This is a genomic window from Rhizobium sp. No.120, assembly GCF_054558365.1.
The window spans coordinates 1,064,143-1,084,210 of the sequence record NZ_BAAJNQ010000001.1; the positions used below are offsets into that span (position 1 = coordinate 1,064,143).

24 protein-coding genes and 1 tRNA gene are annotated in these 20,068 nt (G+C 57.2%); 8 read left to right on the forward strand and 17 right to left on the reverse strand.

The features are described from left to right. Positions 1 to 52: 52 nt before the first annotated feature. Both ACYJRZ_RS05285 and ACYJRZ_RS05290 read right to left on the reverse strand, forming a co-directional pair. Positions 53 to 268 carry a hypothetical protein gene (locus tag ACYJRZ_RS05285; protein ID WP_459456735.1) on the reverse strand — a complete coding sequence of 72 codons (216 nt, stop codon included), beginning with the start codon at positions 266 to 268 and terminating at the stop codon, positions 53 to 55. A gap of 296 nt (positions 269 to 564) precedes the next feature. After that, positions 565 to 649: transfer RNA gene (locus ACYJRZ_RS05290), tRNA-Leu, on the reverse strand. A gap of 239 nt (positions 650 to 888) precedes the next feature. Here ACYJRZ_RS05290 and lipB point away from each other — a divergent pair. After that, a complete protein-coding gene (lipB, locus tag ACYJRZ_RS05295) occupies positions 889 to 1,605 on the forward strand; it encodes a lipoyl(octanoyl) transferase LipB (protein ID WP_459456737.1) in 717 nt (238 codons plus the stop codon). Positions 1,606 to 1,707: 102 nt separating this feature from the next. Here lipB and ACYJRZ_RS05300 read toward each other — a convergent pair whose 3' ends face one another. Continuing rightward, on the reverse strand, positions 1,708 to 1,872 hold the full coding sequence (locus ACYJRZ_RS05300; RefSeq protein ID WP_459456739.1) for a hypothetical protein: 165 nt from the start codon (positions 1,870 to 1,872) through the stop codon (positions 1,708 to 1,710). Positions 1,873 to 2,498: 626 nt separating this feature from the next. On the opposite strand from ACYJRZ_RS05300, the gene ACYJRZ_RS05305 reads away from it, so the two are divergent. Then, the gene (locus tag ACYJRZ_RS05305; protein WP_459456741.1) at positions 2,499 to 3,035 is read left to right on the forward strand and encodes a hypothetical protein; all 537 of its coding nucleotides are present in this window, start codon (positions 2,499 to 2,501) and stop codon (positions 3,033 to 3,035) included. A 61-nt stretch (positions 3,036 to 3,096) separates the two neighbouring features. On the opposite strand, the gene ACYJRZ_RS05310 is transcribed toward ACYJRZ_RS05305, so the two are convergent. Next, complete coding sequence (locus ACYJRZ_RS05310; protein ID WP_459456743.1) at positions 3,097 to 3,591, reverse strand: peptide deformylase; 495 nt, start codon at positions 3,589 to 3,591, stop codon at positions 3,097 to 3,099. A gap of 435 nt (positions 3,592 to 4,026) precedes the next feature. On the opposite strand from ACYJRZ_RS05310, the gene ACYJRZ_RS05315 reads away from it, so the two are divergent. Further along, positions 4,027 to 4,416: a MerR family transcriptional regulator gene (locus ACYJRZ_RS05315; RefSeq protein ID WP_069612249.1), complete on the forward strand. Its 390-nt coding sequence runs from the start codon at positions 4,027 to 4,029 to the stop codon at positions 4,414 to 4,416. A gap of 22 nt (positions 4,417 to 4,438) precedes the next feature. Here ACYJRZ_RS05315 and ACYJRZ_RS05320 read toward each other — a convergent pair whose 3' ends face one another. The 3 genes from ACYJRZ_RS05320 to ACYJRZ_RS05330 all read right to left on the reverse strand — a co-directional run bounded on the left by ACYJRZ_RS05320 (position 4,439) and on the right by ACYJRZ_RS05330 (position 6,668). After that, positions 4,439 to 4,912, reverse strand: a complete 474-nt coding sequence (locus tag ACYJRZ_RS05320) for a methyltransferase family protein (protein ID WP_459456746.1) — start codon at positions 4,910 to 4,912, stop codon at positions 4,439 to 4,441. A gap of 12 nt (positions 4,913 to 4,924) precedes the next feature. Then, on the reverse strand, positions 4,925 to 5,914 hold the full coding sequence (locus ACYJRZ_RS05325) for a heparan-alpha-glucosaminide N-acetyltransferase (RefSeq protein ID WP_459456748.1): 990 nt from the start codon (positions 5,912 to 5,914) through the stop codon (positions 4,925 to 4,927). Positions 5,915 to 5,975: 61 nt separating this feature from the next. After that, complete coding sequence (locus tag ACYJRZ_RS05330) at positions 5,976 to 6,668, reverse strand: DUF599 domain-containing protein (RefSeq protein ID WP_459456750.1); 693 nt, start codon at positions 6,666 to 6,668, stop codon at positions 5,976 to 5,978. Between the two features lie 197 nt (positions 6,669 to 6,865). Here ACYJRZ_RS05330 and ACYJRZ_RS05335 point away from each other — a divergent pair, with 197 nt between their 5' ends. Both ACYJRZ_RS05335 and ACYJRZ_RS05340 read left to right on the forward strand, forming a co-directional pair. Next, positions 6,866 to 8,275 carry an L-serine ammonia-lyase gene (locus tag ACYJRZ_RS05335; RefSeq protein ID WP_459456752.1) on the forward strand — a complete coding sequence of 470 codons (1,410 nt, stop codon included), beginning with the start codon at positions 6,866 to 6,868 and terminating at the stop codon, positions 8,273 to 8,275. 58 nt (positions 8,276 to 8,333) lie between these two features. Continuing rightward, complete coding sequence (locus ACYJRZ_RS05340) at positions 8,334 to 8,768, forward strand: DUF1489 family protein (protein ID WP_459456754.1); 435 nt, start codon at positions 8,334 to 8,336, stop codon at positions 8,766 to 8,768. A gap of 111 nt (positions 8,769 to 8,879) precedes the next feature. Here ACYJRZ_RS05340 and ACYJRZ_RS05345 read toward each other — a convergent pair whose 3' ends face one another. From ACYJRZ_RS05345 to ACYJRZ_RS05375, 7 genes are all read right to left on the reverse strand, one after another. Continuing rightward, a complete protein-coding gene (locus ACYJRZ_RS05345) occupies positions 8,880 to 9,155 on the reverse strand; it encodes a hypothetical protein (protein WP_459456756.1) in 276 nt (91 codons plus the stop codon). A 125-nt stretch (positions 9,156 to 9,280) separates the two neighbouring features. After that, the gene (locus ACYJRZ_RS05350) at positions 9,281 to 10,786 is read right to left on the reverse strand and encodes a serine hydrolase (RefSeq protein WP_459456758.1); all 1,506 of its coding nucleotides are present in this window, start codon (positions 10,784 to 10,786) and stop codon (positions 9,281 to 9,283) included. 117 nt (positions 10,787 to 10,903) lie between these two features. Next, positions 10,904 to 11,674, reverse strand: a complete 771-nt coding sequence (locus ACYJRZ_RS05355; protein ID WP_459456760.1) for a hypothetical protein — start codon at positions 11,672 to 11,674, stop codon at positions 10,904 to 10,906. A 322-nt stretch (positions 11,675 to 11,996) separates the two neighbouring features. Beyond that, on the reverse strand, positions 11,997 to 12,602 hold the full coding sequence (locus tag ACYJRZ_RS05360; protein ID WP_459456762.1) for a transglutaminase-like cysteine peptidase: 606 nt from the start codon (positions 12,600 to 12,602) through the stop codon (positions 11,997 to 11,999). A gap of 388 nt (positions 12,603 to 12,990) precedes the next feature. Continuing rightward, positions 12,991 to 13,953 (reverse strand): prolyl aminopeptidase, encoded by a 963-nt coding sequence (gene pip / locus ACYJRZ_RS05365; protein WP_459456764.1) that lies wholly within the window; start codon positions 13,951 to 13,953, stop codon positions 12,991 to 12,993. Positions 13,954 to 14,025: 72 nt separating this feature from the next. Then, a complete protein-coding gene (locus ACYJRZ_RS05370) occupies positions 14,026 to 14,655 on the reverse strand; it encodes a PilZ domain-containing protein (protein WP_459456766.1) in 630 nt (209 codons plus the stop codon). A gap of 129 nt (positions 14,656 to 14,784) precedes the next feature. Beyond that, entirely contained in the window at positions 14,785 to 15,402 is a 618-nt protein-coding gene (locus ACYJRZ_RS05375) for a PAS domain-containing protein (RefSeq protein ID WP_459456768.1), read from the reverse strand. A 317-nt stretch (positions 15,403 to 15,719) separates the two neighbouring features. On the opposite strand from ACYJRZ_RS05375, the gene ACYJRZ_RS05380 reads away from it, so the two are divergent. Then, positions 15,720 to 16,490 carry a rhomboid family intramembrane serine protease gene (locus ACYJRZ_RS05380; RefSeq protein ID WP_459456770.1) on the forward strand — a complete coding sequence of 257 codons (771 nt, stop codon included), beginning with the start codon at positions 15,720 to 15,722 and terminating at the stop codon, positions 16,488 to 16,490. 165 nt (positions 16,491 to 16,655) lie between these two features. Further along, positions 16,656 to 17,090, forward strand: a complete 435-nt coding sequence (locus tag ACYJRZ_RS05385; RefSeq protein ID WP_459456772.1) for a CBS domain-containing protein — start codon at positions 16,656 to 16,658, stop codon at positions 17,088 to 17,090. 56 nt (positions 17,091 to 17,146) lie between these two features. Here the strand turns inward: ACYJRZ_RS05385 and ACYJRZ_RS05390 are convergent, their stop codons facing one another. The 3 genes from ACYJRZ_RS05390 to folE all read right to left on the reverse strand — a co-directional run bounded on the left by ACYJRZ_RS05390 (position 17,147) and on the right by folE (position 19,300). Continuing rightward, complete coding sequence (locus ACYJRZ_RS05390) at positions 17,147 to 18,106, reverse strand: patatin-like phospholipase family protein (protein ID WP_459456774.1); 960 nt, start codon at positions 18,104 to 18,106, stop codon at positions 17,147 to 17,149. A 107-nt stretch (positions 18,107 to 18,213) separates the two neighbouring features. Then, positions 18,214 to 18,663 (reverse strand): phosphoribosyl-AMP cyclohydrolase, encoded by a 450-nt coding sequence (hisI, locus tag ACYJRZ_RS05395; RefSeq protein ID WP_459456776.1) that lies wholly within the window; start codon positions 18,661 to 18,663, stop codon positions 18,214 to 18,216. A gap of 25 nt (positions 18,664 to 18,688) precedes the next feature. Beyond that, complete coding sequence (folE, locus tag ACYJRZ_RS05400; RefSeq protein ID WP_112338981.1) at positions 18,689 to 19,300, reverse strand: GTP cyclohydrolase I FolE; 612 nt, start codon at positions 19,298 to 19,300, stop codon at positions 18,689 to 18,691. Between the two features lie 293 nt (positions 19,301 to 19,593). Between folE and ACYJRZ_RS05405 the strand changes: the two genes are divergently transcribed. Continuing rightward, positions 19,594 to 20,055, forward strand: a complete 462-nt coding sequence (locus ACYJRZ_RS05405) for an iron-sulfur cluster assembly scaffold protein (protein WP_459456779.1) — start codon at positions 19,594 to 19,596, stop codon at positions 20,053 to 20,055. The last annotated feature ends 13 nt before the right edge of the window (positions 20,056 to 20,068 follow it).

Sequence of the window (20,068 nt, forward strand, 5' to 3'; positions counted from 1 at the left end):
TTATCCGCTGTTTCAAGCCGTCATTCGTTCTCCGGGCTCGCATCTCTCAATCTCAGTCGTGTCCGCGGCCACGATAGGTGGTTGGAACGCCGGCTTTCTCATGGCATTGCGCTAGGGTTTCCAGCCATTCCGCCAACCCTGCCGGGACTTTAGCATTTCCAGCTTCCAGCGCCTCCACCCATGACAGGTCGCATTGCAGAGCGCTCGCCAGATTGATGGGCGTCCAGCGTATATGCAAAAGGCATTCTGAAAAACGTTCTGGCGTCATCCATCTTCCCCATATCTGCAGAGTTTCACGGTGCCAGAGAGGGGCGCGAAGTCAAGTGACCATGGGAATAGGATGGCCGCTCCTGCCAATCGGGGCAGAAAAGCTGCATGTCGACATGAATTTCTTGAGCAACTTATTTGGACAATGGGAGGATCGCCGCAATATCTACGATGCTTCGATCGGCTTGCACGCCGGCGGCGAGTCGGAGAATGGCAGGCAAATTTAATGTTGTGCGGAAGCAAGCGTTAGCGACGCATTGTTTAAAAACAAAAAACCCGGCCTAAGCCGGGTTCTTTTGGTGCGGTCGAGAAGACTCGAACTTCCACGGGTTGCCCCACAGCGACCTCAACGCTGCGCGTCTACCAATTCCGCCACGACCGCATCGTGGTAGGCCAGATTGCTCCGGCGCGGCTGCATGTAGCAAAAGCATTCGGGGGGCACAAGAGCGATATGTCAGTTTTTTTAAATTCCTTCACAGCTCGTCCGATTTGACCTGTGCGAATGCTGCAGAAACGCCTTACATGTTTGAATTCCCGCCAGAATGGCGCCATATGTGGACAACCCGTCGGCACGCTGGTTTTCCACATATGCGGCCGGCGCGGCGCGCAAAGGACTGCCATATGCTTCGCACCGAACTTTCTCACCAGATGTTTCCCGTTCAAGGCACGCCGCCTGTCCGCTGGCGGATCAGCGATGGCCTCGTGCCTTATGAGGAAGCCGTAGCCACCATGGAGGCGGAAGTAGCTGCGATAGCGGAGGGGCGGGCGCCGGAGCTCGTCTGGCTAGTCGAACATCCTCCGCTCTATACGGCGGGCACCAGCGCTGATGCCGCCGATCTGATAGAGCCGGATCGATTTCCGGTCTTTAAGACCGGACGCGGCGGCGAATATACCTATCATGGGCCTGGTCAGCGCGTCGCCTATGTCATGCTGGATCTAAAGTGTCGTCGGCAGGATATCCGCGCCTTTGTCGGCGCGCTCGAGGAGGTCATCATCCGCACGCTCGATTCGATGAATGTGCGCGGCGAGAGACGCGAAGATAGAGTTGGCGTTTGGGTCAGGCGCCCGGAGAAACCCACTCTGGCTGACGGCACCGTGTCTGAGGACAAGATTGCGGCGCTCGGCATCCGCGTGCGCAAATGGGTGACGTTTCATGGCTTGTCGTTGAACGTCGACCCCGATCTCGGGCATTTCACCGGCATCATTCCTTGCGGAATTTCGGCCTATGGTGTGACCAGCCTCGTCGATCTCGGTCTGCCGGTCATGATGGCGGATGTTGATATCCGCCTGCGTGATGCGTTCGAACAAGTCTTCGGCGAAACCGTCAATGACGCGTGAAGGTGATCTGCGATCGTCCGAAGACGATGCCGGATGTTGCGATGAATTTTAGTGCTGAGCGGGACAGGTCAAACGACCTGTCCGATTTGATGGCGAACACTGCTATAGCTCGCAGGAGCGCTCTTCGGCGTCCTCTACCATCGGCACTTCCGAGTCATTCGGAACGAAGCGTTTCGATTTCTCCAAAAGATCAATCCTGTCTTCTGCCTTGAGAAGATCGTGCAGTTTCTGATCGCTCAGGATGTTGTCGCTATCATGCGAGGTCATGCGGGTAACTCCTTGACCTCTGCAGGCGAGAGTAATCATCTCTCTCAGCCGCTAGCGCCTACGGGTTCGGTAGCCAACGGTAGGACGAGCCTATACCTATTTGAGCGCTGTGGCGACTCTTTTGGTGCGTTGTCTCTCGACAACCTTATCTGCCAGAAAAATATCTGAAAGAAAAATGCCCTGGAAGGGAGAGCATCCAGGGCATAGAGAGGGGAACTGCATAACCAAAGCTAGGGCGAGGCGCCTGCACTTCAAGACCAAAGCTCACGATAGGTTGTATTTGGTCTGCAGCCGCCCTCATGCCTCGCGACCTCTTCGGTGCCTGGTTTCGATTCCACCGCACTCAATCGCATCGCTGACCTGCGAATGGCGAAGCAAGATTGCAATGTGAATCGGCACCATCGATCCTTCCATCTCTGGATGAGGTCAGCGCGCCTATGAGCCGCCATCCAGGATTGCCGCTATAGTCAAGCCACTCTTTTCGATGGTTATTTTTGTACAGATTGCGTTCATGTTCGTCCGCATATGGTGTCTTTCGTCGCCCCCAGATCGCGCGTCGATTGACAATCGACGGGGACGATACGATTAATAGTTTCGACATTCGTCATAGAGCGGAGGAAATGCCAATGACAAGTCGTGCCATTCTGTTGATGTCTCTTGCGTCTCTCACAGTTGTAGGCTCGATGGGCCTCGCTTCTTCGGCTTCTGCGCTAACCATGAAAGAGTGCAGCGCTAAATATCAGGCCGCTAAAACCGCTGGCACCTTGAACGGCCAGAAGTGGAATGACTTCCGCGCAACTCAGTGCAGTGCGGACGCTAGCGCCACGACAACCACCGCTCCTGCAACCACCGCACCGGCGGCTACGACGCCTGCGAAGCCGGCGAAGACTACTGCGGCAGCCAAGGTCGACGCCAATGAGCCCGACGCTACAAAGCCGCCGGCAGCAGAACCGGCAAAGCCGACCACGGCTGCTCCGGCCGGTGTAACCTTCCCGGCAAAGGTCGATCCCAAATATGCGACCGAGACCCCCGGCAAGGGCCGCTTCCACACCTGCGTTGACGCTTACAACGCCGCCAAGGCCAGCAATTCGCTCGGCGGCCTGAAGTGGATCCAGAAGGGCGGCGGCTACTACAGCCTCTGCAATTCCAAGCTCAAGGGCTGATTGTCGAATTTTACCGACGACAAAACGGGCGCTTTCGGGCGCCCGTTTTGCTTTGACTATATCAGCCCCGCATCTTTTCCCATTTCTTCACCAGTCGGTCGCGCTTGAGCTTGGACAGCCGCTGCAGCCAGAAAATGCCGTCCAGCTGGTCGATCTCATGCTGAATGCAGATCGCCAGAAAATCATGCGCCTCCGCTTCTTGAACCCCTCCAGTGATGCTCTGATAGCGAAACCGGATGGATTTTGGCCTGACGATTTCCTCCGTCGCTCCGGGCATGGAAACGCTACCCTCCGTATGCCGCATAGTTTCCGCTGACGACCATAGGACTTCCGGATTGATATAGGTGCGCACGCCATCCCCGCGGCTGAGTTCAATCACTACGACCCGCTTGAGGACACCGATATGCGGGCCGGTGATGCCGACGCCGGGCGCGGCCCGCATCGTATCCAGCAGGTCGTTGACGAGCACTCGCAGATCGTCATCGAAGGCTGTCACGGCACTGGAGGGGGTTCGCAATAGCGGATCGGGAAAGCGGATGATGGGGCGAACAGACAAGGCACTCTCTATCGGGAATGGAAGAATATTTGGCGGGGGCCAGGATAGGAGGGAGATAATGGCAGCACCAGCTCCCGACGATCACGCCTTCTCCAAAAGCTTTTTAATATCCGGTTGTCTTATATCAATTTCAAAAAGGCGCAGAAGGAGAGGTGAGCGCGTACCATTCTGACGAGGAGTTGTTTATGCGCTGTGGGCAATCGCTGCGTCTCCGCATCTCGCATTTTTGCTGCATTGATTCGAGTCTGGACCTCCGAGGCGCTACCTATCCCGGTGACGGCTGCAAACCGATCTCAGGAGGAATTTCGATCTTTAGCGTATGTAAGCCGGTAGTTTGCGCGGCATCGCTGGTTCGGGAACCGAACGCTAATAAGTCAAAATTGACTATTACGTAAAAGTCAATATTATTACGGGCAGCAGATTAGGGGCGGATTCTTGGTAGACGGATATTATAGCATAACGGAGCTCACTCGGGAATTCGGGGTTTCGACCCGGACGTTGAGGTTCTATGAGGATGAGGGCCTCATCCATCCTGAGCGCAGGGGCCGCACGCGCCTATTTCGCCCGGCCGACCGTCGTCTGATCATGGAAATCCTGCGCGGCCGCCGCATCGGCTTCACCATCGCCGAAATTCGCGAGATCATTCAGGTCTACAAGGAACCTCCAGGCGAGATCGGCCAGCTGAAGCTGCTGATGAAACGCGTTGATGAGAAGCGCGACGAGCTGCGTCAAAAGCGCAAGGATATCGATGATACGCTGAGCGAACTCGATAATGTCGAGGAAGCCTGCCTCGGACGCCTGGCCGAAATCGGCGTTGGGACTTGATTCGCTTTAATCCTTCAACTTGTCAAAGCCAGCGGCGCGTGTGCTTGCAGTAAAATTCGAATTCGCAGCCGAATCGCGAGAGGAGATGCATCTCTTCGCAGCGGATGACGAGCAGTGTCGTCAAGGCGGCTGCCGCTGCTGCCATGGGCAAGAACCAGAGATTGCCGATCAGCAGGCCGAGGCCTGCGGTCAGCAAGGTATAGCCGAGATAGGTTGGATTGCGGGTGAAGCGAAAAGGGCCTGACGTCACTAGATACGCGCTGCAGCGCTGTGTCAGAACGGTCGTGCGGCGCTCCATCAGCGTCTTGACCGCCCAGACGTTCAATGTCACCGCGGAGGCGGTCAGGAGCGCGCCAAGCACCCAGGAAACAAGCGCCCAAATGAAGGGCAAAGGCTGTGGATACAAACGCTGCAGAGACAGCGCCGCTATGACGGCGAGGCTATAGAGCAGCGGCGGCCACGGAAAACTCAGCGACTTCGAACGATAGGCATTCATAGAATAACCCTGTCATTGCGCTTCATCCGTGCATTGTATCGCGATTCGGCTTACGCGTTCATCGCTATCTGCTTTAATCGCCCCGGATTCCAGCGGTTTGAAGAGATTCTGAGCCTGCAACTTGTCGAGCGTGCATTGGCAGAAGCTACGGCACATGGCTTCGCTGCCCGATCGCGTGCATGAAGCCACGCATTGCCTGATATAGCCGACCGTCTGGTCTTGCGGCGGTGCGGGAGCGACAAGCGACAGCAGATAGACCAGACCGAACAGCACCGGCTGATGAACCAGATAAAAGATCAGGCTGTGACGGCCGGCGCGCGCGATAAGATTGTGGCCGGGGCCGAATGTTGCAAGCTGCTTAAGCCAGCCTAGGGAGGTCGCCAATTGCGCGATGCCGAGGCCGAACAGAAATGGCGTCAGCCATGGAAAAAGTGGCACATAGTCGTTCGAGCGCTGGATGTTTTCCGAAAGCCCGACCCACCATAGCCACGGCGCGTCGAAGAACGTCGAATGCAGCGACAGCGGCGCGACGACGTTGTCGATCACAATGCCCACGGTGAGCAATGCTGCGACCAGAAGCGTCACGAATGCCGGCAAGCGCAGGAACAGGAGGCCAATAAGGCTCGCCGCTGCTATGCTGTGCAGGATGCCGAAGAAGATCCATTCGTCGCTCATGCCGATGAAGGTGACGAGTGAGATCGCGGCAGCAGCAGCGACGATCATTCCCAGCCGTCGCCAGTAAGAGCGCCAGCGGATTTCGGGCGTATTGGCAAGCACGAGGCTGAAGCCCGCTAGGAACAGGAAGGTGCTGGCGATGGCGCGGGCATAAAGCTTCAGCCAGCCAGTTTCCGCCGTTCCCGAATCGAGATAGCCGAAGAATTCGAAATCCCAGGTGCCATGATAGCTCGCCATGGCGAGCAGGGCAGCTCCGCGCGCTGTGTCCAGAATGCCGATGCGAGGCGTCTTTTGCGGAGCATCGGCGCTCGCGGCGATGGCGGCCATTACGGGGTCCTTCCAGGCATGAATTCAAGTATTTGCAGCGGCATGGGCCGATGCGGCCTTGTCATGGCATATCGCCATCCATGATGGCCAGACGGGCGTCGGAAAAAAACTGACGGCGAATCAGCACGACGATGATGAAAATCGTCGTCGCCATGAAGACATAGGGGCTGAGGAACCAGCCGAGATAGCCGATAGATAGAAAGATCGCCCGCAGACCGGCATTAAAGTTGCGCGCCGCGATGATGTTCATGCGCACCACGCGCTCGGCGGCTCTTTCCGCGGCCAGCGGATCAAGGATGGCATCCTCGCGCATCGGCAGGGAGCCGAAGAGAATCGTGCAATAGTTGAACAGACGATAGGCCCAGCCGAATTTGAAGAAGGCATAGCCGAAGAGGCAGCCAAGCCCGGCTACCTTGATTTCAAAGGCTGCCCGACCGCCATTGAGTATAAACGGCATATCCGAAAAGAACGCATTGATCTTGTCGGTGGCGCCGAGGAGCGCAAAGCAGCTGCCGATGGCGAAAATCGATGTGGAGGCAAAGAAGCCTGTACCGTTCTGCAGGCCGGAGAGGATCTGCGTGTCGATCATCTTCAGGTCGCGGCGCAGCGAGTTGTATATCCATTCGCGACGACGCTCGTTCATTGCCCGCGTCAAGCTGATGCGATTGAAGAAGCTGGCGCTGCTGGTGATCCAGTTCAGTGCGATCCAGAGAAAGATGAAAAGGGCGAGGGCGACATAGTCGGCAGTCGTCATAAGGGAGATTCTCCAGATCAATCCGATGTAGACTGTAGCTCAGCGCGTGGTGGGTGCAATGGCCTTCAGTTTGCTTCCCCGGATGCCTATATGTAATGTCGCTGCCATGAAATCCGATGTCGGCCAATCGCCGTGCAAGCTTGCCCCGATAGCGTAGCCTTGCCGGAAAACGATTTGCCTGGAGGCACCAAAGGTCCATGTTTCTCTCAGTTTTTGATGTGTTCAAGATCGGTGTGGGACCGTCCAGCTCGCACACGATGGGGCCGATGTCGGCCGCGAATCGCTTCCTCGATCTCGTTCTTTCGAACGAATGGCCGCGTCCATCTTCGAATGTGCATGTCGAGTCGATCAAGGTCAGCCTGCATGGTTCGCTGGCGCATACGGGTATCGGCCATGGCACCGGAAGGGCTGTCATCCTTGGTCTCATGGGCGAAAAGCCTGATAGTGTCGATCCCGACCATATGGATGCCATTATCGACGAGGTCGAACGCAGCGGACGCATTACACCACCAGGTCATCCGGCCTATCAATTCCAGCCAAAGACAGATCTGATCTTCGACAAGAAGGTGCCTCTCCCAGGCCATGCCAACGGCATGAGCTTCTCCGCCTTCGACAGGGATGAGCGCTTGCTGGTCAAACGCATCTATTATTCCGTCGGCGGCGGATTCGTCGTCACCGATACCGAATTGGAGCAGATGAAGGCCGATCGGAAGAAACCGGCTGCAGCGGGCGAACGCGTTCCTTTCCCATTTGCCACCGCCAAGCAGATGCTCGAAATGTCCGAGCGCTCCGGCCTTTCCATCGCGCAGATGAAGCGCGCCAACGAAGAGACACGTATGAGCGCCGAAGAGCTGGATGCCGGCCTCGACCGCATCTGGGCGGCCATGAGCAGCTGCATCGATCGTGGCCTCAAGGTAGATGGCATCATGCCGGGCGGCTTGAAGGTGCGCCGGCGTGCCCGCGCCATTCACGACAAGCTGCAGCAGGAGTGGCGCAGCAACCGTATCAATCCGCTCCTCGCCAACGACTGGCTCAGTGTCTACGCCATGGCCGTCAATGAAGAGAATGCTGCCGGCGGCCGCGTCGTCACCGCGCCGACCAATGGCGCGGCGGGCGTCATCCCGGCAACGATCCGCTACTATCAGCACTTCCATGAGGATTGGGATCAGGACGGCATTCGCAATTATCTCCTGACGGCAGCCGCCGTCGGCGGCATCATCAAGCACAACGCCTCAATTTCCGGCGCCGAAGTCGGCTGTCAGGGCGAGGTGGGCTCGGCGGCCGCGATGGCGGCGGCAGGGCTTGCCGCCGTGATGGGAGCAACGCCGGAACAGATCGAAAATGCCGCAGAAATCGCGCTGGAGCATCATCTTGGCATGACCTGCGATCCGGTCGCTGGACTGGTGCAGGTGCCGTGCATAGAGCGAAACGCTCTCGGCGCCGTCAAGGCAGTCACGGCCGCCTCGCTCGCGATCAAGGGTGACGGCCAGCATTTCGTACCGCTCGACGCCTGCATCGAAACTATGCGTCAGACGGGTCACGACATGAGCGAGAAGTACAAGGAAACTTCCACCGGCGGCCTGGCCGTCAATGTCGTAGAGTGCTGAGTGTGGACGCCTGATCTAAAAGCTTGACGCTGCCGGTCAAAAGGACTTCAACGGCACTATGGCTTTGCATCTCATCAAATTATGCGTCGGCGCGGATTCGCTTGATGATCTGCGCGAGTGGGTGTCCGAGCGGGCGATGAACGCCATCGCCGCCGGACTCGAGCCGCACACGACCCATACGACGCGCATGGTGCCGAAACGGATAGATGAGCTGTTGGATGGCGGCTCGCTCTATTGGGTGATCAAGGGACAGGTGCAGGCACGACAAAAACTGCTTGGCATCGAGACCTTCACCGATGCTGACGGTATTCAACGCTGCCGGCTTATTCTCGACCCCAGCGTCGTCGAAACGACGGGACAGCCTCGGCGTCCTTTCCAGGGCTGGCGTTATCTGCCGCAGGATGACGTGCCGCGCGATCTCGACAGTCTCGGCGCGGCAGCCGAACTGCCCGCCGATCTGCGGCGGGAGCTTTCCGAACTTGGGTTGCTTTAGGGTGGCGACTTAAATCAGCTCAGCTTTTTGCGAGCTCTCCGAAAAGCTTATTCCATCGTTTTCATGCAGTCCTAGAGGAAAAACTGCTGTGCAGTTTTTCCCGAGATTGCCTCAACGCAGCCGCATCATGATGGGCGCGCGGCCGGTCGGGGCGGTGATGTGCAGATGAATATGCGCTTCCGGCTGCGAATAACGCCAGGCGCGAGCGCCGTGGCAGAGCAGAATGCCGATCAGGTCTTTCGTCTTGCTGCGCGAGCGCGAACGGCTGAGACCCAGGTCCGCCAGCCGCATTGCCGCCTCATGCAGCGGATGAAGAGCAAAGCCCTTCTGTTTCATCTTGCCCCCGCCATCGAGCGAGAAACCGGGAAAGTTCTCGTTCACTGCCATTTCAAAACCCCGTACACGTTACAAACTCAGGGCCGGTCCGTTTGACATTCGGAACCGGAAGATCGGAGCAATAAAGGCCCTGACCAATTTTCACATCATGCGGCGCGTAACCACCGACCGCATTTCTATTCCATGCTTGCCCAGCACCTTACGCCGGCACGCTTGAGCGCCTTGCAGGCATTCACTGCTTCGCTCTGATCTTCAAAGCGGCCAAAACGGGCGCGGTAACCGCCATCGAAGGCGACCGCATAAGGCTTGGCCGAACGCAATGCCTTGCCGGCTTTGCTCTTAGCCGTATTAAGCAGATCGGTGGCGCCATCCTTGCTGGAAGAAACGCCGATCTGAACGATCCAACCGGTCGGCCCGCGTTCAGGTTTGGCTGCCGTTGCAACCTTCTCGGTCTTTTCGGCGTGCTGCAGCTTTACCGGCTTCGTATCACTCTTGGCGGTCGATGCAGTCGTTACGGCATCGATTTCATCCTCATCGGCGTCGTCCGAAGATCCGGCAGAGGCTGTTTCGTCATAGGCAGGCCGTTTTACGGGCTCCGGCTTTGCCGAAAGCAACGGATTGGAGGAAGAAGATTGCGGTGCTACCGCTGCGAAGGCCGCAGCACTGGAAGAGTTGGAATCGGCGACCTCCGTCACCCCGTTATTCTTGATCTTTGCGCGACTGATATCCGCCATGCGTGCACTGGCTGCCTGCACATTAGGCGCGGCGGTCGGCGCCTGGGCAATCACATTGGAATCAATATGCTTAGTTGACGCTTTGGGCAGATAGTCAGCGATCAGCTTGCGCATCTGATTGTCGCGAGCTGGCGTCGAAGCCCCGCCAAGGACCACACCGACGATAGAGCGCCCATCGACTTTCACGGAGGTCGCCAGATTATAGCCGGCGGCACGCGTGTAACCGGTCTTGATGCCGTCGACACCCCGCACGGAGCCGATCAAACGGTTGTGCCCGTTAATGACGCGATTGCCGAGCCGGAAGCTCGTTTCGGAGAAGAATCCGTAATATTCCGGGAAGTGTTCACGCAAGGCGATACCGAGGCGAGCCTGATCACGAGCCGTTGTCATCTGAGCTGTATTCGGTAGACCGTTCGGGTTGCGATAGGTCGTGCGCGTCATGCCGAGCGCCCGCGCCTTATCATTCATCATGCGGGCAAAGCCCTCCTCGGAACCGCCGAGCATCTCGCCAAGCGCCATTGCAGCGTCGTTGGCAGACTTGGTGACGATGCCGAGGATCGCTTCGCGCACGGTTACGGAGCGGCCGGCGCCGATGCCGAGCTTGGTCGGAGCCTGTGCTGCAGCGTTCTTTGAAAACACGACGGGGGTATCCAGGGTAATGCGGCCGGCTTCGAGCGCTTCGAATGTCAGATAGACGGTCATCATCTTGGTCAGGGAGGCTGGATAGTGCAGCGTGTCTGCATTCTCGCTATAAAGAACATTGCCCGTATTGGCGTCGATGACGATCCCGGCATATTTCGGACCGGCTGCACTTGCATCAATCACGGTCACGGTGATCGTCGCCGTCGCAATCGAAAAACCAAGAAGCGCTCTCGCCAGAATCTTACCGGTTTGAGACGACGAAACGGGTAGAATGGATCTGGACACTAAATCACTCTCTGCTTGCATTTACATTCTCGATTATCCAGCCGCCGCCTCCATGAACGGCCGTTCCGTTCGACATTAGAGGCTTAGCGTTACCAATCGGTTTATGATGAATAGTTGGTTTCAGGTTTCTGTGCCATTTTAGCGGCCGCCCACAGCTGTCGCCGCAGGCAGGGAATTATCCACAAGGCGCGTCTTGACGAAGCTCTGGACAGCGGCATCCATCGTGCGCCAATCCCCAAGCTGATTGCTGGAAAAGCGGTAGAGAACGCTCAGATCCTTGCCGACCTTCACGTCCCTCTGGCAATCGCCGCTCGTCGCCAATGCTTGCGAAGAGGGCAGGAGGCAGCGCACGACATAGTCCGTTTCACCGGATCGTGCGGCGGTCAAAAGGACTTCATCGTTATATCCGGCATCGGCGCGAAGCCGATGAGCCGTCAGGCCAAAGGGGCCAGCGTAGGGAGCGCCGTCCATCAATTGCGAATAGATCGGACCAAGCCGGCCGGACATATCCCGAGACATGGTGCTCTGGCTGATCTGGAGAAAGAGTAGCGAGGACGATTTCGAGATATCGTCGAAGCGCAACCGATTGGCTTCGCTATATCCCTGCAGCTGCGGCCAGGTCAGATAGAGATCGACACGCTCGGCCGGGCCATCGGTGCGCTCGCTTGGAAAGCGAATGGTGTTTGCAGCGAGCCGTATCGTGTCTTCGCCGATCGTGATGGAGATAGGTTTGGTGTCTGTCGTATGGCCCCCGAGCGAAATTCTCTCACCAATCCAGCTTCCACCCACGGATATGGCAACGGTGAGCGCCGCCAGGGCGGCAAAGCCCGCCATAAGCCGATAGACAAAGCCGCTCGATATTAGCGGTCTTTCTTCGATCATTGCGACGGATGATAGAGGAGGAACCATGTTGTTGCCTTCGTCTCCTTGCGCTCGCCATCATCAATGACGAGTACTGAGGGGTCAGACTTTCGAGTCTCATTGAAGGTATGATTGGTGTTGCGATGGTTAATCAACGGTTAAATATAGGCCGCAACGCGTGCTAATAGCACAGTTAATTCGCTGGAATGTTCAGCGCTTAGGTTTCTAAAGGTCGTGAAATGAAAAGAGCCGTTCCCGGGGACAGCGGGAACGGCTCAGAGACACCGGCCTGGACAGAAATCAGGGGACGAGACCGGGCCTCTGACTTTACCACCGACGCTAGGTCGCCGGTGATCTGGTATGAGGAGGCTTATTTCAAGCTGCCGACTGCGACCGCGCGGCCATCCTGGATCTTGACCCAGCGAGCCGGATGGTCGGCGGATTGGCGCTTCAGGAAAGTATACTCGGTCTCCGACCAGAGCTTTACCTTGTTGCGCATGTTATCGAGAATGAAATCGCCGCGATCGGTGCGGACGGTCAAAACGGCATGGCCTTCGCCGTTCGGCTGCAGCACGACGGTCATGAGCAGATCGGAAGGCGAGAAGCCAGCATCGATGAGCTGCTTGCGTTTCAGGAGTGCAAAATCTTCGCAGTCGCCGGCAGTGGTCGGGATCGCCCACTTTTCCTCGACGCCGTAAAGTTCCATATCGGTCATCGGCTTGATAGTGGTATTGACCGTGTAGTTGACCTTAAGGATCATCTTCCAGCTATCCTCATTGAGGATCATCGGCCCTGCATCGCCACCGGAATAGGCGCATTCCCGCGGATTTTCCTTGCAGAATTCGTAGTGGCCGATCGGAGGAGCAGCGTCACCCGTTATCGTCATGTTGGCGGGGGCTGCTTGAGCAGCACCGAAGAAGCCAAGAGTGGAAAGCGCCAAAGCGGCAAGGCCGCGAAGTACGATTTGAAAATTCATGTCCCTGTCCCTGTTTTATTGGGGTCAGAATGACACGCGTGATTTTATCTGACGCAAAATTGCGCAGTTAAATTAATGGCTTAGTTGAATCAAATCTGCCGAAAATTCTCATAAAACACGCAGAAAACTTGATTCAATTTCGCGGTAAATTCGATTAAAATTTGAGGGATTTCGGTATGGATTGCAGCGACGCAAAAATCTGAATTCGCTGTCTCCGAATAGTTTTCAGCAATGGGATCGTTAACGCCGCGCGCCAATCTAGGCGGTAGACGTATTGTATTGATACAGCGCGCGTGTAGCGACTGGTCGGACTTGGTGCCGCAAAAGGCTGCAAGAGCCTGCACCTGTCCCATTTTGAGAAAGCCGGCTCAAAAAATATTTTTGCTTTTTATTGCCGAGTGTGCCGACGAAGCCCGTCGGTCGCTTGGATGATCGCAGTCGCCATCTCGGTGACCGCAAGCGAGTGGGCTGCGTTCGCCACGATTACCAGTTCCGCCTCCCGCCATGCCTGTGACAATTCCCAGGCGGTGACTAGCGGCGCCTCGAGATCCATGCGGCCATGGATCATCGTGCAAGGAATGTCGGCGAGCCGGCGGATGTCGCGCAGGATCTGGCGCTCCTCAAGCCAAGCCAGATGATGGAAGTAGTGAGTGATGATCCGGGCGCGCGCCGTCAAATAACGTGGATCGGACCATCGCGGTGATAGGGTCGCGCGCGGATCGATCAAGATCGAGGCGGCTTCCCATTCGTGCCAATCCCTGGCCGCCTTCACATGGATTGCCGGATCGGGATCCCGCAGAAGGCGATAATAGGCAGCGACCAGATCATCATCGCGATCGGTCTCGGGCACCGCAGTGCGAAAGCGCGCCCATTCCGCAGGAAAGAAACGGCCGAGACCTTGATAGAGCCAATCGATTTCAGATTGTCTCGTCATGGTGACCCCGACAAGGAGCAAACTTTCCACCTGCTGCGAATGAGTTTCGGCATAGGCGAGTGCAAGCGTGCAGCCCCAGGAGTTGCCGAATATCATCCAACGTTCGATTCCAAGGCTCAACCGCAATCGCTCGATATCGGCAATCGTGTGCCATGTCGTATTGGCCGAGAGATCTATCCCCGGTTCCGAGGCATGCGGGAGGCTGCCGCCGCAGCCGCGCTGATCGAATTGAATGATTCGATAATATTCCGGATCGAAATAGCGACGCGTTCCAGCTGAGCTGCCCGATCCGGGGCCGCCGTGCAGGATGAGGACGGGGGCGCCCTCGGGATTGCCCGATTGCATCCAATAGATCCGTTGGCTGTCGCCGACTTCGAGGAGGCCGTCGTCATAAGGCGTTATGTCAGGGTAGGGCATGTCGCGGTCACGCATCAACAGGAAGACTAGAGCCGCTATTTCGCGGCGCTGCGTGACGGAGAGATGACAGTATCAGAGAAATTCGCGCAAGGTTTCGCGAGACTGTAGCGAAAGGAATTCGATCGCGACGCCTTCCATGAAATGACGTACCACGCGACCACGCATATTGCCCAGACGCACCGGTGTCCCGATGGTGGGGCGTATTTCGACGTCGACCGCGGCGCCTGAGAGCGAGAGGTCCATGATGCGGCAGACATATTGCGTACCGTCGTCGAGCGTGAGTTCGCTGCGGGTATTGCGCGGCGTCAGACGATCATGGCGGCGATCTTCTGGCAGGCCGAGTTCGTGTTTGTTGGCAAGCCAGGTCAGTTGCGCCGCAAGCTTTTCACGTTTCCGCTCGGTCGCGTTGATCGACATGGTGAAGCCGCGGCTATCGACGGCAACGACATAGCCCTCGACTCGGCCAAGGTGGTCGATGTAGGCCACGACCCGCTCATCCGCGCGCGGCCGCCCCAAACAGGTCACATGAAGGTCGCCCGGCGACATTTCCGTGACAACACATTCGAATTCCTCATAATTCGCCAGCATCAGACGACCCTGCATATTGATCGGGACTCGCTGAAAAGTCCGCTGATCATTACGAGCAGCATTGCCTGTCATTTGATTGGGCCGCGTCGCCTGAGCCGGCTGAAATGAGTGCATGGAGCCGTCTTAAATCCTATTGCGTCTCATCCAACTATTAGCCGCAACTCCTTAAAGTAAGGTTGTCTTTCCCGAGACATAAAACAGAGATGATCGCTGATCTTGTTCCGCGCTGGGTCAATTCTCATTCTATCGCGCGCCATTTTTTGCTTGAATCAACTTTCGCCGCACCCATTCCCCGAGGCTCGTGCTTGCCTGATGCGGCAGAAGATTCGCCGGATCTGGATGGGGAGGAGCATCGACCAGCTGCACGCGTCGCTCGCGAAGAAGTCGGCTGCGATCCAATGCCAAAAACTCCAGTCGTTCGTTGCCGAGCCAAGGCGCGTAGGCGGTGGGTATCAGGCAACCAAGCAGTCTGTCGCAGGTGTCGCTCGAGGTGCGAACCGGTAGCAATATCATCTCGAAGGGCATGCTACGGCCGCTGATACAATACCCCGTCGCGTGGACCAATGCGGGAACCACGTGTTTCATCACGCCGGCGGCAATGCGCACCGGATCATCCTGCTGACTGCCAGCCCAGAGTGCCGCGAAATTCTCGCCGCGGAGTTCGCGCCCCATGAGGTTGCAGATCGCCGTACCGGCCAGCCGGAAGCGGGGATTATCATCCACCGAATTTTCCAGGATAAACAGCTCGGGAAGAATATGGCCGATTGCCGATGGCTGTATCAAGTTGCGCAGGGGGGCGTCCGCATTTCCGCGGATACGCTCCCAATAGGTAAATACATCTCTGCTTGTCTTGTGGCGCATGATGCGTCCGTGTCCCATTTCACTTCAACTACAAGGGCATTCATTGCCCTCGACGGTCGCGTTGCGAATTCCATGCCAGAACCGGACCGTTAGGGTTAACAAGGAGTTTCGGTTGCCTTGTCGGATGGTCGGTGTAAGTCTTTGTTCATCACTTCACCAAGTGACCTTCAGCACGAATTTCCCGGGCGCCGGACGAACCATTGAGGTCAGATCCGGAGAGGAGCGCCCCGGCATGCCGCCCGATACAACGGGCGGCTTTTTTTTTGATTTTTGCTGCGTTATGTGTCGAGGACTTTTATCGACACGCAGAGCAAGACATGGATGACGAACAGCTGCCGCGCCCAGAGCCGGAAAATCCACGGCCGCAGCAGCGAGCTCCAGCCTTCAACTTGCCTCCAGCCATTCTGGCGAGCCTTGCCGTCCTGATCGTCATTTTCGCGGTCATGAACCTTCCTTGGTGGTCCGACGATACGCTGAACTGGATTTATTTCGCCTTCAGCTTCATCCCAGCCCGCTATGCTTTTCCCTTGTCGCAACAGGGGCTGGAATGGCTTTGGACGCCTGTCACTTATTCGCTGCTGCATGGCGGGATCGAGCATATCGTGTTCAACAGCCTTTGGCTGATGGTCTTTGCTGCACCTGTGGCGCGACGCATCGGCGCTGTGCGCTATTTGATTTTCTGGATTTTCTCGTCAGCCGCCTCCGCCTTCCTGCATGCGGTGCTCTATTGGGGGGACCAAACGCTGTTGATCGGTGCATCCGGTGTCGTCTCGGCGCTGATGGGGGCGGCTTGCCGCTTTGCCTTTCCGGCCATGGACGGTCGCAGAGTGTCCATGCGGCAGGCGCATCTCAATCCGCGCCTCGGCATTTTAGAGTCGCTTCGTAGCCGGACGGTCGTCGCCTATATTGTCATGTGGGTTGCCGGCAACGCGCTCGTTGCTTTCGGCATCAACCTTGCCGGGGATAGTTCACAGCCGGTAGCGTGGGATGCCCATATCGGCGGCTTCCTGTTTGGATTCCTGCTTTTCGCCCCCTTCGACCGGCAGCCGCCCGTGGAAACTCGGGAAGCTTTACCACTCGATGAATGAGCTGTTGCTTTCTGACTGACACAGGAGCACCATTGGTATCCGTCGATCGCGGGATGAGGAGATCGACCGACCGACGGGCGAGGCGCCGGTTTGAGCTCCGGGGGTAATTTCGGAACATATCGGACGCTTCAGGTGTTCATCATGCTTTCGAGATGGGAGGATCGAATGTCAGTTTCCGTAAAGGCCATACTTGAAGCCAAGGGCCGCGACGTCGTGACGACGGGCGGCAATACGACCGTTGCAGAAGCCGCGAAAATTCTGAACGAGAATCGTATCGGCGCTGTCGTCGTTGTCGGACCGGGCGGCAAGATTTCCGGCATCTTCACAGAGCGGGATGTGGTCAATGCCGTTGCCAAACAGGGGCAGGAATGCCTCGACAAGCCGATTGCATCGATGATGACGGCCAAGGTGCACCGCTGTAAGGAAGACACTACCACCGACGAATTGATGGAGCTGATGACGATGCGCCGCTTCCGCCATGTTCCCGTAGAGGAGAAAGGCAAGCTTTCCGGCATCATCTCCATCGGTGACGTCGTTAAATGGCGTATCCGCGAGATCGAACTCGAGGCCGAGCAGATCAAGGCCTATATTGCCGGGTGAGGAAAAGTTCGGTGTTCTCGAAGCAATCGACCCGGCGGGTCGATTGCGATGACACCCTAGCGCGCGTATGTTTCCTGCATGCGGCGGATTTCCGGCAATCTCGTCAAAGCCTCCTCATAGCCGCGTTCGATTGCTTCGCCGGCGCGATGGAATTCTGACAGGCCGATATCGCTAAGGCGGGGATGCATTGCAAGATCCGGTGGATCTCCGGCCAAACGGGCGCGAGCAATCCTATCCTGGATGATGTTGAAAGCCTGTACCATGACGCCGGTCATGCCGAGTTTCATGGGCGGCGCTTCTTCACGCCGCAATAAATCTCCATTAGGCGGCCCCACATTGTGTTTAACGACAGCCGAGCGACCGAAAAGGTCATAATTCAGATTGACCGCCGCTACGAGCGGTTGTTCATACGAACGGCATACAGAAACCGGAACGGGATTGACGAGAGCGCCATCGACCAAAGTACGGCCATTGCTTCTCACCGGCTCGAAAATGCCGGGCAAGGCATAAGAAGCCCGCAGCGCCGTGATGAGAGAGCCGTTGGCAATCCAGACCTCATGCCCGGTATTCAATTCCGATGCGACAGCGACAAACGGGCGGTCCAGATCCTCGATGGAAAAGCCTTCCAGGTGCTCCTGCATTCGCTTGGTCAACCGCATACCGCCGAACAGGCCGCTACCGCCTATGGTCAGATCGAGAAGACTGGCGATGCGTCGCATCGTCAGCGAACGGGCAAAGGCTTCGAGTTCATCGAGCTTTCCGGCGAGATAGCAGCCGCCCACCAGGGCGCCGATCGATGTGCCGGCGATCATGCCAACTTCAATGCCTGCCTCGTCGAGCGCGCGCAAAACGCCGATATGGGCCCAGCCGCGCGCAGCACCACCGCCGAGCGCCAAAGCAATCTTGACTTTCCTGGGGGGAGCCGGAGGGAGAAGCGGATTGGAGGTATCCTGTGAAGGGCTTGAACCGGTCAAGTTCTGTCCGCCGTTAAGACGATTCAAGCCCCAATTCAGCATTTAACGCCTCCTCCGAGGCTCCGTGCGCCTCGGCTAAAATACTGTCCCTTTTTCGTTTCCAAATCGTATACTGGTTGTGGCTGATTGAAACACCATCCCCGATAGGTCTACTGCTTGTAAACTTCTTTCGGATTGAAATGCAGGTGATCGTCGACCACGCTCAGTACGGGCTTACCATCTTCAAGTGCAACCGTTCGGTAGAAGCAGGAACGACGGCCAGTATGGCATGTCGCGTCATGTCCGGCCACCTCCACTTTCAGCCAGATTGCGTCCTGATCGCAATCCGTGCGGATCTCCTTCACCGATTGCAGATTTCCGGAGGTTTCTCCCTTTTTCCAGATCTTTCCGCGCGAGCGGCTGAAATAATGCGCCGTGCCCGTCTTGATCGTCAGGGCGAGCGCCTCGGCATTCATATGCGCGACCATCAGCAACTCGCCATCATGCGCATCGGTCACGATCGCCGTGATCAGACCGCGATCGTCGAAACGAGGGGTGAAATCGCCGGCATCCTCGAGTTCGGATTTATCTTCGGAAGGCGCGTTGAAAATCAGATTCATTTCCGGCTCTTTCGTTGAAGCCCGGTCAGCGACCCCGGACCAAAGACATAAAGCGGGCCTGCTCCGCCGGATCGGCCTTGAAAGCACCCGTGAAGGTCATCGTCAGCGTCGAGGAACCCTGCTTTTGCACGCCACGCATGGCCATGCACATATGCTCGGCGTCGATCATGACCGCGACGCCGCGCGGACGCAGCGTATCATCGATCGCATTGGCGATCTGCGCCGTCATGGCTTCCTGCGTCTGCAGGCGACGACCGAAGATTTCAACGACGCGGGCGATCTTTGAGAGGCCAAGCACGCGGCCGTTCGGCAGATAGGCGACATGCGCCTTGCCGATGATCGGCACCATATGGTGTTCGCAATGGGAGAAAAACGGAATATCGCGCACGAGGACGATGTCGTCGTAGCCCGAAACCTCTTCAAAGGTCCGGCCGAGCACGTCTTCGGGATTCATGTCGTATCCGGCGAAAAGCTCGCGGTACGCCTTGGCAACACGCGCAGGCGTGTCTAGCAGGCCCTCGCGCTGCGGGTCATCACCGGCCCAGCGAAGCAGAACGCGAACTGCGTCCTCGGCTTCCTTCTGCGATGGACGTTCGGAATCAACGGATTGCGGAAAGTTCTTTACAATGGCGTCCATTACCTGTGGTTCTCCTGATCCGCCAAGCGGATATCATCTTGTCGGACTCGCCACTGGCATTCCCCGAGGTACGGAGATTGTGTACCTTTGGCGGGCTCCGGGGCGTTCTGGCTGGCGGACAAGCCTGCCGTCCTGCACGGTTTCCCATCAAACTTACAGAAGACCATTGCATTTCGATGGTCTTCGAACGACATACATATAGTATGGCATTGTCCCTGTGAAAGTGTCCTAAACGGACACGCTGTGTTTTTTGTTACGAAACGCAAAACAGGTGCATCGGAGCGAATTCTGTGATGGACGACATCTACAACAGCAAAATCCTGGAGTTTGCCGGTAATATCGGCCGCATCGGCAGCCTTCCCGACGCCGATGCCAGTGCCCAGGCCCATTCCAGACTGTGCGGTTCTCGCGTCAAAATCTGGCTGAAAATGGACGGCGATGTGGTGACCGATTTTGCCCATGACGTCAAGGCCTGTGCGCTCGGTCAGGCATCGTCGTCGATCATGGCCCGCCATGTTGTCGGTGCTACCGCCGATGAGGTGCGCAAGGCTCGTGAAGACATGCTTGCCATGCTCAAGGCAGACGGGGAGGGACCGGACGGCCGTTTCGAGGACATGCGTTATCTGAAGCCGGTCAGGGACTACAAGGCTCGTCATGCTTCGACCATGCTGACATTCGATGCCGTCGTGGATGCGATCGGCCAGATCGAAACGGCGCGGGCGGGCGGTATCGCCAAGGCTGCAGAAGCTGTTTGATAGGGGCTTCGTG